We start from the raw sequence: 12,957 nt of genomic DNA on the forward strand, positions 1-12,957 counted from the left end.
CAAAGAGGCTTTCAAGGAGAACTCTATGGTTTCGCCATTTCGCCGTTTCATCGGCATGGTATTTTTAGTGACTTTTGTTCTTGTCTATATCTTCCTGGCAATGGTCATTGGCGATATAACAATGGCGGGCAAGCATTGGTCTATTAAGCTTATCTTTTTTGCAATTGCTGGTTTGATCTGGGTAGTTCCGGCGGGATTGATTATCAGCTGGACCTATAAAAAGCGCTAGGACCTAAAGGTTCAAGCCCTGATCAAAGCTCACGCTCTTCTCAAAAAAGACCGGACGCGCTTCACCGCGTAGTAAGCCGCAAATGCGGCTCCGGTCAAATACACATCAACCATTCTTTGCTGTTGATGTAATCCATTCAATGAGACACGCGGCAAATGATAGCGTCGCTTGAGATTTTCCGTAGTCAAGGTTCCCGGTTGCGTCGTCACAGCCGCCGCAAAACTCAGTTCCTCTGCAACACTTTCACAACGTTTATCAACCGCTTCTGCAAAACCATAAGGATACGCCAAAACCGTCGGCGTCTTGCCTAACTGCGCAGTCATCTCCTCCAGCCCTGCCTGAATATGCTGTCGGATGTCCTCTCGGGTAGAAAGCCGCGCCAACATCGGATGAGTGTCCGTATGTGCGCCCAGGCTGACCAGTGGATCCTGAGAGAATGCACGCAACTCTTCAAAAGACAGAATCAGCTCTCGGCAAAGCACTCGCCAATCCAATCCATAACGCTCTGCAGCCTCCCGAATAACTGCCCGCTGTTTAGCCTCTGGCACCTCGCTGATAAGCATGCAGCGCGCTGATACAAACGATGCCTCTTTATGCTTTAAAGAGGTGCAATCATAATCAAACTGTTTGTCTTCATATCGGAATGAGATGTGGTCATTCTCAGCGATGAGCTGTTCTATGATAATCCACCACAGCTCAGAGTTATGCTTGCTGTACTCGCTGCTGATAAAAACGGTGAAAGGAACATCGAGTTCCTTTAGCACGGGATAAGCCACATCCCGGTTATCTTTATAACCATCATCAAAAGTCAAAACCGCAAACTTCTGAGAGCATTGCCTTTTGCTTTGAAGCCGTTCCAAAGCATCATCCAGTGAAATAAACTCGTATCCCGCCTGCCGAACCTGAATAACGGTTTTACGCAAAAATTCGGGTGTAACTTCAAGCAGTTTATTAGGCTGAAAGGACCCAGTTGCTTCAGGCAGAACACGATGAAGCGTAAAAATAATGCCATCACCAGCGGTCATGTTCCTGAATAATCTGGCAGGCCCACGGCTACTTAAAAAGTAGCTGGCGTAATCAATAAATAAATGCTTGAAGGACTTCCGCACGGAGACCCCCTAGTTCCAAACCGAATATCTCTCAAATTGTAACTGGGAATTATTTACGATTAATTTCAATTTGGGTTGCTCTACCTAGTTAGATTTGAGATTCATTAAGAGCTTGGAACTAATAATTCCTTGTATTTTATTTAGGGCATTTTTCAATGGCACTTTCACAATCCACGTCAAACAGCGAGCGCTCTAACCGTGCTGATTGTAATAACACGCTGGATTTGAATAAGCTTTCTTTTCAGATCATCTCAGATGAAGACTTGTCAAAACTGCGAAGTGATTGGCTCGTTCTGGAAGCTTCAGGCGATGGAAGTGCCTATCACGCCTATGAATGGTGTAAAAGCTGGGTGGAGCATGTTGCCCACTCAGAAAGAGCCACCACACTGATTGTTGCCGGATACATCGGCGCAAAACTCCACGTCCTACTACCTCTCGCTCTCCATCAGTGCCACCTTGCAAAAACCGCCCGATGGCTCGGGGAGGAAATCTTCAACCAGAACACGGGCTATTGGTCTCAAGAGCTATTACAAGCTCCGCAGGCACATTTTCTCCGCCCTCGTCTGGTCGCAACCCTCAAAGCATGGGGCGTTGATCTCATCCACCTTGGCAACATGGCAAGGCGTGTGGGCACCTACGACAACCCGTTAATCTGTTTGGATGACACCACGAGCACCAATGCAATCTATCCGTTTGAGCTAACAAGCCCTGCGGAAGAATTCGTCAAAGCAAAACGCTCTAAAGGTGCCCGCAAAAAGCACCGCAGTAAACTTAGCAAACTTCAGTCACTGGGAACGCTCAGCTTCAAGGCTGAAGTCACAAAAGAAGGCGCAGCCGCAGCCGTTGATGCCATGATTAGGCAGCGAGAACTCCGTCAGGCTGAGACAGGTATTCCAACCGCCTTCGCTCTTCCCAACTACCAGTGTTTCGTGCGTGAGGCCTTCACAAACCTTTCGCAAGACGACAGCCCATCAAAACCGGTGATTTACAGCCTGAAGCTTGATGATGAGATCATCAGCACATGCCTCAGTCTTATGTCTGGAAAACGAGTATATTGCTACTGCACCTCCATCATTAATGGCGAACTGATGCGACATAGTCCGGGCGAGTTGCTCATGCAGCACGTCATTGAGGACATGTGCAATGAAGGCATGGAGATTTTTGACTTTGGATTGGGCGAAGAACGTTTCAAGCTGGCATGGGCTGAACCAGAACACTTAAAGGACTGGATCGAGCCACTCACTTTCAAAGGAAAGCTCGTCGCAGCTCTCGAAAACGTCATACTCAGCTCTAAGCGCAAACTCAGAAACAACGAGCGTTTTTGGCAGCTTTACAGGCGTGTCCGTGGAATTTTCGCTCGCATACAGCACTAAGCTCACTCAAAACATTTTGAACAGCTTTTATGCTGCCATATCAACCTGTAGCCAAGCCGCAGCTTCATTGCTGACCACTCGCTCCACCTCAACGGGTGCCTTGGTGTGCTTTTCAAGAATGGTCAGAGCTTTTTCCAGCTCAGGGCCAGCTGGTGACCCGTCAGTTGCAATAATTACGCGATCCGCTTCAGAAAGCATCTGCGCGCAAATCAAGCTCGGTTCGATAAGCCCGAGATCAGCCACGATTACGTCATACGTCAGATCCAGGGCTTCCATAATGAGATTATAGCGCCCGCCATAAACCACTTCATCACGAATAGGCATGACACCTGATTGTATCACATGCGCACGGGAAACAGGGTCGCGGTGGATCACGTTCGTAAAGGCCGCCTCGCCTTCCAACAACTCGGCAAAACCCGGCTTCAGCGGATCATCAGAACCCTCTTCAGCCTGAGGCACATCCCCAACTTCTTCAAGCGGCGTTTCTTTGAGGATGGACTGAGCCCCTTCACCGCCTTCAGACCGCACCTCGACGACCACAGGCATAATACCGCGCTCGGCAATCTTGCGCGTACAGCTTAGGGCAACGCGTGAAGACAGGCTTTCATCCTCCACGCTCAGCACAACCACACGGCCAACTTTTGCTAGCTGATTAGCGTTATCAGCCTTGACTTCTTTTAGAGTGATTGACGAAACCTCAGCACTTGCTTCTTCTTCCTCAAACTCCTCGTCAAACTCTTCTTCTTCGCGTGCTTCGTCATGCTCTTCTTCAAAAGCTTCATCCTCAGCAAGTTCAGTCATTTCCTCTTGAGGCTCTTCCTCCTCTGAGGTTTTTTGCTCCTCATCAGACTTATCTTCCTCTTCAACAAAGGAAGGCTTCAGCTCGACAGGAGGAGCGACAACAGCATGGCTGCGGGTCGTTGCATCCACCACGCTTTCAAGCGCATTAGAGGTTGCTGTACCAGTCGCTTCTTTCGGATTAGCGGCAGGTGCTGTTGGCGTAGAAAATGTTTCTCGGCGCAAAACTTCACCAGCAATCAAAGCACGTGCAATCACCCAGAGGCAGCCGAGGAAGAACGCGGCAAAACCAGCAATCGCAGCAAGCGCAGAAGGCTTCCGGCCAGACGGCTCACTTGGCACAGACGCACGCGAAATCACACGGGAGTCAGCATTCAACACACCAACACCCTGCAGCACTTCTGCTTCACGCAAGCTCACAAGTAACTGGTTCAGCTGCTCTTCTTTGGAGCGTGCTTCTCGCTGCAACTCCTGCAAATGAACCTGATCAGCGCCCGAACGGGCAGCTTCTACCTTCAACGCATTCACCTGCTCATTGAGAGCGACATAACGGTCCTGAGCAATCTTGGCATCATTCTCAAGACCAATAACAATTTTCTCCGCCTCAGCGCGGATCTGACGATCGTACCCACGCAACTGGGAACGCAGTGCTTTGATCTGCGGGTGATTTGGCAAGAGCGTAGTTGAAAGCTCCGCAATACGATTTTCCAGCGCCAACTGACGCTCGCGCAAGCGTTGGATTAGAGAAGAAGCCAGAACCTGCGTCGCAGTTTCCAAAGACCCACCATCCTCCAGCAAGGATCGGATCTGTCGCGCCTGAGCTTCAGCCTGCGACTTTGCCACGATGGCGGAAGAAACCTGAGAGTTGAGCTCGGCCAGCTGCTGTTGGTTTAGCGTCCTGTTTTCGGACCCAAGCAACAGGTCTGCTCCCGCACGAAACTCCGCAACGGTCTTTTTCGCAGCCTCAACTTCGTTTTCGAGGCGCGCAACCTGCGGCGCAAGCGCATCAGCCGTGTTATTGGTCACCGCGCGCTTCGCATTATCCTGCAGCATGCGATATTCGTTGATCACCGTGTTAGCAACACGCGCTGCAAGCTCAGGATCTTTGCTTGTAAAACGCACTGCGATAACGCGGGATCCGTCGACCTGATACACATCCAGATTGCTCGTGAATTTGTTCAGCAGCCGCTCTGCTTCACTCATCTGACCAGATGTCGGCTCAAGCCCAACACGGGTCATCAATTGATCGACAAGGCCCGGTTTGCTTATGGCCGCAAAAACACTGTTGTTCGCAAGATCAAGTGTTTGCACAACATGGCGCGCCAAATCGCGTGACTGCAGCAACTGTACTTGGCTAGCAATGCCTTCTTTATCCAGCAGAGAACGTTCCTGCTCGCTGTTACGGATTTGGCCTGGCAGGATAATTTTGGCTGTATCAATGAGGACTTTGGATTCGCTTGTGTATTTGGCAGTTTGCTTGCTGGCCAGGTAAAAAGTGCCGAAGGCGATCAGCGCTGCAAAAGGGATCACCCAAAGGAGCCCCTTAAACACTTTTTTGAACAGCACGCCCATATCAAGAAAGACATCTTCTTGCGGCACAGCCCACTTCCCCACTCAATACAAAGCCCGAAACAATTTTCAATCACAAGAATGCATAGACAGGGTAACCAAGTTATTAAGCACCTTAATCAAATGCTGGAAAGAAACGACAAAGCGCCCAACAATTCTTGCAAAATTAACTAGAGGATAATTACAATATTTATACTCTGTTAACCTTGAGCGCCGAAACATACTCCCAATGAATTTAAAGGATTTCGTAATGCGCCCGCGCCTACTAGCAGTTATTGCTGGCTTAACTCTGTTAACGAGTTGTTCATCATATAAAAAGCCAGAGCCTGCTTTTCATGAGGAACTGGTCCAGCCATACACTCTTGCTGCAAGCGACGAAGTCCGTATTATTGTTTTTGGACAGGCTGATCTGTCCAATACCTACAAGATTGATCAGGGCGGCAGCCTCGCCTTCCCACTAATCGGTCAGATCAACGCAACTGGCAAAACTCCAAAACAACTCGCAAGCATAATCCGCACCCGTCTGAAAAACGGTTTCATCCGCGATCCAGATGTATCTGTGGAAGTTGCCGTCTACCGACCAATTTTCATCATGGGTGAAGTCAGAAACGCGGGCCAATACGCATACCTGCCGGGCATGACCGTGCAAAATGCCGTCGCCACCGCTGGAGGCTTCACTGCAAGAGCCCGCCAACAGGATGTTGATCTAACGCGTCAGATCGGTGGCGAAATTGCCAGCGGACCGGCACCAATCACAGCGCCTGTGCGCCCTGGGGACACGCTCTATGTGCATGAAAGGCTCTTTTAAATTAAGAGCATGCACTCTACATGCCTTTGCGTTTTATTAGTCTAAAACCCACGATTAAGAATTAATTAACCCTGTCGATTAACAGGTCAAACAGTATTTTAAGCTAGCAATAAACTCAGTTGCGCGGCGGTCTGTGCTGGGGAGCATCAGACAATGCATGCGCGGTGGGGAGTTTGCTGCGGATGTCTACGGACAAGCTGAAAATCGTTCATTGCATACGTGCGCCTTTAGGTGGCGCGTTTCGTCATCTTATAGATCTTGCCGAAGAGCAGATCGAGATGGGCCATGAGCTTGGCATTGTCTGTGCCTCCAACGCTATACCTCCCTCATCAATGAAACAATTAGAAGCCTTAAAGACTAGTCTTTCCCTTGGCTTACTCACAGTTCCCATGGCGCGTTCGCTCGCTCCCAAAGACCTTTTCAGCTTCTACAAACTCACAAAACACCTTACCCCTTTAAAGCCGGATGTCTTGCACGGTCATGGCGCGAAAGGTGGCGTCTGGGCACGCACCATAGGGTCTGCACTGAGGCTGAGGGGAATCAATACCCAGCGCGTTTACAGCCCTCACGGCGGCAGCTTGCACTACGATTTCTCAACCACATCAGGCAAAGTTTACATCACGCTTGAAAAGCTCTTGAGACCACTCACCGACTCACTCGTGTTTACCAGTGCGTTTGAGCAAGCAGCTTATCAACAAAAGATCGGCTTGAGCGGTAATCCTCCACACCACAAAATCGTACATAACGGTTTGCGGCAAGCAGAGTTCCAACGCAGCACAACTCATGAGAATGCAGCCGACCTACTCTTCGTCGGAGAACTTCGTCTTTTGAAAGGCGTCGACCTGCTCATCAATGCTCTGGATGACTTGCACAAAAACTCCAGTACCAAGCCAACCCTTGCAATTGTAGGAGATGGTCCAGATCGTGCTCTGTTTGAGCAAATGGTTCGAGATAAAAATCTGCAAGCCTACGTTACCTTCCATGGGTTCTTGCCACTCAGTCAAGCTCTTCCACTCGGCAAAACAGCAGTCATCCCCTCACGAGCAGAAGCTCTGCCGTATATCGTGTTGGAACTCCTTGCTGCACAAAAACCGCTGATCACAACCCGCGTTGGCGGCATACCTGAGATTTATGCAGAGCATCACAAGACACTTGTTCAGCCCGATGATCAACAAGCGCTGACAAAAGCAGTCCGTTGGGTGCTCTCTCACCCTGACGAGCAAATCCAGCTGAGCCAGAAACTACAGAACCATTTGAAAATGAATTTTACTCTGCCGCAAATGGCGCAGAGCATCACCCAACTTTATCACCCTGTTCAAAGTGCAAAAGATGAACTGGCAGACGCCTCACAGCAGTCTCAACAGTCCACGCTGCACTCACAAAACAAACTCACTTAGGCGCACGGCACAATGGTCAAGCATCGCTTCAATGTAATTGAGAGTGGCCCGTCACCTGATGACCAATCCGGGACGAACGGTCAGCAGATTTCTTCGACAAAAAATGAAGATACCACAACAAGCAACCTGTCCAAGGATGCTCTGGAGGTGGCTGCAACCCTGCGCACCAACACCATCTCTAAAACGGTTTTCGATGGTTTCATGCGCTGTTCGGATGCAGCCCTGATCGTTCTGACAGGTATTGTCGCCTATCTGAGCGGAGCCTCCCTTGATATCCCGCCTCTCTGGCAAATCTTCGCACTGTTCGAAGCATCCCTGATTGGCGTCATGCTGTTTCAAATGGCTGATCTGTATCAGGCCAACGCCCTGCAAAAAGTCGTGGCTCAGGCCATGCGTCTCATCACAGCATGGGCACTGGTATTTGCGGCTTTGATCACGTCTCTGCTACTTATCCTGCCATCTACGGAAATTCCGCAGGCCTTCCTGCTGAAGTGGTTTGTGAGCGGGGCTGTGGTCCTCACAATCTTCCGAATGGTCATGCGTGGCTTTATCGTGCGCTGGACTCGCATGGGTCGCTTGAGCCGCAGAGCAGTCCTCGTCGGAGGTGGGCAAAGTGCTGCTGATCTCATCGCAGAACTTGAGCGCCAACCAAACAATGACATTGAGATTTGCGGGATTTTTGATGATCGTTCAAATGATCGTTCCCCGCCAAGCGTCGCTGGCTACCAAAAGCTTGGCAACGTTTCTGATCTGGTAGAGTTCGCCCGCATCGCACAAATCGACATGTTGCTGGTGACGATCCCGATCCGCGCCGAAAAACGCATCATTCAGCTGCTGGAAAAGCTCTGGGTTCTCCCGGTCGATATCCGCCTCTCAGCGCATGCAGACAAACTCCGCTTCCGCCAAAGGGCCTCGTCTTTCGTTGGCGCAGTGCCGTTTGTCGATGTTCTTGAAAAACCGATCGCGGATTGGGACACAATCGCAAAGCGCGCCTTCGATATCTTCTTCGCAAGCATTTCGTTGATTGCCCTCTCTCCGGTCATGCTGGTCACAGCATTGCTGATCAAACTGGACAGCCCCGGCCCGGTCATCTTTCGACAGAAGCGCTACGGCTTTAACAACGAGTTGATTGACGTCTTCAAGTTCCGCTCCATGTACCACAACATGACAGACGCCAACGCCTCAAAACTGGTGACCAAAGGCGATCCACGCGTTACCAAAATTGGCCGCATCATCCGCAAGACCTCCATTGACGAGTTGCCTCAGCTGATGAACGTACTGATGGGACAGCTCTCTCTCGTCGGCCCTCGCCCGCACGCTCTCTCCGCAAAAGCTGAAGATCGCCTCTACGAGAATGTGGTGGATGGCTATTTCGCACGCCACAAGGTCAAACCAGGTGTCACTGGTTGGGCGCAAATCAAAGGTTGGCGCGGCGAAACGGATACCGAAGACAAGATCCAGAAGCGTGTCGAATGCGACATCTACTACATTGAAAACTGGTCCGTTTTCTTTGATCTCTATATCTTGATTAAAACACCGTTCTGCCTTCTGGAAACGGAAAACGCATATTGACCGATTTATCGCGCCCACACGATGCAATCAGAAATGCACGCCCCTTTTGGTACGTGCCTCTGACAATCGGCACAGAAACAATAGCCAGAGCGCTGTTGTTCCTGACCGCATCTGTGAGCGCACTCGTTATCATCGAACCAGCTCCCTATGACCTTCTAATCGCCCTCTTGTTGGTGGGTTGGTCCTTCTTTGGGCTGGAATTGCGTAAGGACATTCTGCCTCTTCTGATTTTGCTGTGTTTTTACATAGCAGGCGGAATTCTTGCCTTACCCGCAGCCGCAGACACCAAAGAAGCCGTCACTTTCTACGCCGTAACGATCTTCCTGGCGTTTTCATCCTTCTTGTATGCAGCAACCCTGTCTGCAAAAATTGAACGGATAGACATTCTTGAGAAGGGCTATTTGCTGGCAGCTCTGTTTGCCACCCTGCTTGCCATTGCAGGTTACTTCAACGCCTTCCCCGGCGCTTATGACCAGTTCACCCTGTATGGCCGCGCAAAAGGCACCTTCAAGGATCCAAACGTCTACGGCCCATTTCTGCTCTTGCCAACGCTGCTAATAACCTACGACATTCTAACCAAACCTTTGCGAGAGAACATCTTCAAGTCAGGCGCCCTGCTCATCCTCTTGCTGGGAGCGTTCCTCTCTTTCTCCCGAGCAGCATGGGGCATGACACTGGGTGGCGCACTCATGGTGTTTCTCCTCGTCTTCATCAACGAGCAGCGCTCACTCCCACGCATAAAGCTGCTCGGTATCCTTGGTCTTGCAGGTATCGGCCTCATCATTGCGCTGTTTGCAATTCTTTCAATTGAATCGATATCGGAGATGTTCACGCTTCGCGCCAAGCTCGTGCAGGATTATGACGGCGCACGTTTAGGACGTTTTGGACGCTGGGGGGAAGGCTTCACACTTGTCACAGAACGCCCGTTTGGTCTTGGTGTCGGCGGCTTTAACTCCATATTCCCAGAGGATGAGCACAACGCCTACCTCAAAGCCTTTACAACCTACGGGTGGCTTGGTGGCCTGTCCTATATAACGCTTGTTTTTTGGACATTGATCAAAGCTTTGCCGCTGGTTTTCAAGCCACGGCCTTGGCAGAAATACATCATCTGCACCTACGTCGCGTTCCTGCTACACGCTTGTGTTAGCTTCATTATCGACACAGATCATTGGCGCCACTACTTTCTGCTACTCGGCATTCTGTGGGCCATCATCGCAGCGGAATCCGGCATCTCACGCTACAGGCGTTTTCCACCAGCACAATAAGCTCAGTTTCATTTGATCCTTGATCGGACAACCTGAATTAGGTAGGAAAGTTGTGTGGTAAGCTGTTAAGGCAGCTCCACAAATAGGAATACTTGCATATGCGGCACCGCACCCAGGCGCAAGGTTCCTCACGGTTCGGGTAGTAGCGCAGCCTGGTAGCGCACTTCACTGGGGGTGAAGGGGTCGTCGGTTCAAATCCGGCCTACCCGACCATTTTTTTCAATAGGTTACGATATAAAAGTAAAGTAGCGCCTTGGTACGTTTGTACCGAAGAACTGCTGTAGTTCTGCTATTTGAATGCCTCAAACCGCATATTGCTCCACAGCCCAAAATCTTATTATAACAAAACATATTTGCCTCTGGGATGAGTGTTCGGTTCCATACAAACACCTGCCCCGAATCCCCGTTTCAGCGAGGAGAACGGAAAGTGACGGACAATCCAGTCACATTGAAAGACCTAGAAGAGCTCAAGGCTCCAGTACGCGCTCACTGCAATAGCTGTGCTAAAGCCGCGTATGTGGCCACCGAAGGAATGCCAGAAAACACGATCGTAATTCACATTGCACGACGATTGCGCTGTTCGCGTTGTGGATCAACGGACATTGTGAGCCGGCCTTGCTATGAACACATGATGCCTCCCTTCGAGTAACTTGCCGCAGAACAAAAAATTGATAAATCACTTCTACCGCTTGCTTCAACAGGACACACTGCCCAGCCTCATTTGAAAAGAACTCGACGCCGCATTCGATGATGCGAGCGCCATTTGTTCTCATATTGGGTTGTGGCGTCAGTTTGAGATAATCAGCTCAGAAACTTGTTTTCCCGCACCTTTCGCAATGGAATAGTTCAGGCTAACAATATCCTGCTTAAAGCCATCAAAGGTCTGTCGCGTTTCGTCCCTATCATTCAGCGAGAGAATGAAACGACCAGTGATCTTGGAAAGCCGTTCTGCCATCTCGGCAAAGTCGGAGCGTTCAAATACCCCCTTGCCGTAATCTGTCTCAGCACCCCAGTAAGGTGGGTCCAAATAGAACAGTGTCTGTTCTCCATCATAACGCTCTATACAAGCACGCCAATCCAGATTCTCTATGGTTACTGCAGACAGCCTGACGGCAACTTTCTCTATGTTGTTCAGCACGCGCTTCACGTTAAAGCGGGACGGACGTTCTACCGCAATGCCGAAAGACTGACCTACTGACTTACCACCAAATGCGAGCCGTTGGAGGTAGTAGAAGCGAACAGCTCTTTGAATGTCAGTCAGATGATCCAATCCACTGCCTTTGAGGGATTCAAATTCTTCACGTGAGGCAAACATGTATTCCAAGCTTCGCAAGAACTCAGCTTTGTGTGAACGCAAAACACGAAAGAACGTGACAATCTCACTATTGATGTCGTTGATCACTTCATATTTGGTGACAGAGCTTCTCTTGAAAAACACCCCACCCATTCCACAGAACACATCCACATAACTCTGGTGAGACGTTTGATTGATCTTACTGACAATTCGGGCAGCAAGCTGGCTTTTGCCGCCAAGATAGGGTGCCACCGGTTCAGCATTGACCGGAGCGACTTCTCCAAACAAGTTCATCTTGAAGTTTACTCTTAAGATATGGCAAGATTTCCCAACCATACAATTAACACTGTATGGTTTGATGGGAATGAGCCTTTCAGCTTTCTTAAAGCTCTCACGGACTGATTTGACAATGCCCGTAGATTGACGTGTTCACGCACGTCATTCTTCCCACCATAGCTCTGGTGGGCATCGAAAAAGGAGGGATCGTGGGAAATAGTAACTCGTGACCACTAGCGGATCTGAAAAAATAGTCCGACGCATACTAGCAAGAGTGAGGCTTCAACTTAAGATTGCTAACAATTAATCTGAACTCACCTCACTTTAAGGTCATTCACGCAGTTCCATCAAAGGGGCACCGATCTAAATGTCCGCGCCCGAGAGGCAAGATCAGCTTTAGACTGCCATATAGTTCTATAACCCGATAAGATCTTATTCATCGCTTGACGGACAGTCAGCAGATCAGGCTTATTACAACCATTACCTGTAGCTTACTTGATAAGGGGTGGAGCTACATAAGAGCAACGTTTATTTCCTCAATCAAACCGACCTATCTCAATCCGACAAAGGAGGCAACAAGTTTGGAAGATAATGAAAATTCTCTCCCGCGCCTTGTACATAACGTTGATCCTGCACGCGTTATCCTAAAATCTATTCGTGATGGGGTTATGCCAGCCGCCGTCAAGGCGAAGCACCCTGACATCGATGTTGATCATATTTATAAATCGCTTCAAGCTCGTGGCCTCATTGATCATATTGAAATCATTCTGAATTCACCTGGCAAGGGGAGCGAATACTATTTAACAGATAAAGGTCAAAGGTGGCTGCAAACATACGATTATTGGGAACGAGTTAAATTCAAACTCTCGAAGTGGCAGTTGTTAGGGGGGATTATCTTTGGCATTTCGATAAATTTCGTATCAAATTTGATTTGGCCTCTATTGCCCTTTGACTTTGGGCAACGAATAAAAGACGATCAAGGAGATGTAGAAACGTATGATCTGACAGCTCCTCTAGACCATAACATGGCCGTCGAGAACATGATAAAAGAGACACCTTCGGTGGTCGTTGATCTAGAAGGTGCGAAAGGTAGCTTTGAGAGCTTTTCTCAGGGGTTATATGAGGGTATGGGATTGTTTGGATTTGCCTTCCCGTTTATCACCACAGCAATCTTAGTTTGGGTCTTCACAGTTCTGTTCACTCCAATAGCTCTGAGCAAAATTCGTTCAAAAAGCAAAGCGCAAGCCCAAACGGACAACTAAGTGAA

10 protein-coding genes and 1 tRNA gene are annotated in these 12,957 nt (G+C 49.4%); 8 read left to right on the plus strand and 3 right to left on the minus strand.

The features are described from left to right. The first annotated feature begins 25 nt into the window (after nt 1-25). Complete coding sequence (locus tag PsAD46_RS19840; protein ID WP_057464452.1) at nt 26-229, plus strand: DUF2842 domain-containing protein; 204 nt, start codon at nt 26-28, stop codon at nt 227-229. 29 nt (nt 230-258) lie between these two features. Here the strand turns inward: PsAD46_RS19840 and PsAD46_RS19845 are convergent, their stop codons facing one another. Beyond that, entirely contained in the window at nt 259-1,338 is a 1,080-nt protein-coding gene (locus PsAD46_RS19845; protein WP_208981941.1) for a polysaccharide deacetylase family protein, read from the minus strand. Between the two features lie 155 nt (nt 1,339-1,493). Here PsAD46_RS19845 and PsAD46_RS19850 point away from each other — a divergent pair, with 155 nt between their 5' ends. Continuing rightward, nucleotides 1,494-2,711: a GNAT family N-acetyltransferase gene (locus PsAD46_RS19850; RefSeq protein WP_063292349.1), complete on the plus strand. Its 1,218-nt coding sequence runs from the start codon at nt 1,494-1,496 to the stop codon at nt 2,709-2,711. A gap of 27 nt (nt 2,712-2,738) precedes the next feature. On the opposite strand, the gene PsAD46_RS19855 is transcribed toward PsAD46_RS19850, so the two are convergent. After that, nucleotides 2,739-5,108 (minus strand): GumC family protein, encoded by a 2,370-nt coding sequence (locus PsAD46_RS19855; RefSeq protein WP_063307686.1) that lies wholly within the window; start codon nt 5,106-5,108, stop codon nt 2,739-2,741. A 220-nt stretch (nt 5,109-5,328) separates the two neighbouring features. On the opposite strand from PsAD46_RS19855, the gene PsAD46_RS19860 reads away from it, so the two are divergent. The 5 genes from PsAD46_RS19860 to PsAD46_RS19880 all read left to right on the plus strand — a co-directional run bounded on the left by PsAD46_RS19860 (nt 5,329) and on the right by PsAD46_RS19880 (nt 10,333). After that, nucleotides 5,329-5,886 carry a polysaccharide biosynthesis/export family protein gene (locus PsAD46_RS19860; protein WP_063292347.1) on the plus strand — a complete coding sequence of 186 codons (558 nt, stop codon included), beginning with the start codon at nt 5,329-5,331 and terminating at the stop codon, nt 5,884-5,886. 182 nt (nt 5,887-6,068) lie between these two features. Then, nucleotides 6,069-7,283: a glycosyltransferase gene (locus PsAD46_RS19865; RefSeq protein WP_063307687.1), complete on the plus strand. Its 1,215-nt coding sequence runs from the start codon at nt 6,069-6,071 to the stop codon at nt 7,281-7,283. A gap of 12 nt (nt 7,284-7,295) precedes the next feature. Then, complete coding sequence (locus tag PsAD46_RS19870; RefSeq protein ID WP_063292345.1) at nt 7,296-8,855, plus strand: undecaprenyl-phosphate glucose phosphotransferase; 1,560 nt, start codon at nt 7,296-7,298, stop codon at nt 8,853-8,855. Then, nucleotides 8,852-10,120, plus strand: coding sequence for an O-antigen ligase family protein (locus PsAD46_RS19875; protein WP_208981942.1), 1,269 nt, complete (start codon nt 8,852-8,854; stop codon nt 10,118-10,120). Before PsAD46_RS19870 ends, PsAD46_RS19875 begins: the two co-directional genes overlap by 4 nt. 136 nt (nt 10,121-10,256) lie before the next feature. After that, a tRNA-Pro gene (locus tag PsAD46_RS19880) sits at nt 10,257-10,333 on the plus strand. Nucleotides 10,334-10,907: 574 nt separating this feature from the next. On the opposite strand, the gene PsAD46_RS19885 is transcribed toward PsAD46_RS19880, so the two are convergent. Further along, nucleotides 10,908-11,708: a DNA adenine methylase gene (locus PsAD46_RS19885; RefSeq protein WP_063307688.1), complete on the minus strand. Its 801-nt coding sequence runs from the start codon at nt 11,706-11,708 to the stop codon at nt 10,908-10,910. Between the two features lie 563 nt (nt 11,709-12,271). On the opposite strand from PsAD46_RS19885, the gene PsAD46_RS19890 reads away from it, so the two are divergent. Continuing rightward, a complete protein-coding gene (locus tag PsAD46_RS19890) occupies nt 12,272-12,952 on the plus strand; it encodes a hypothetical protein (protein WP_063307689.1) in 681 nt (226 codons plus the stop codon). Nucleotides 12,953-12,957 lie beyond the last annotated feature (5 nt).

This window comes from Pseudovibrio sp. Ad46, from assembly GCF_001623065.1.
Classification (GTDB): domain Bacteria; phylum Pseudomonadota; class Alphaproteobacteria; order Rhizobiales; family Stappiaceae; genus Pseudovibrio.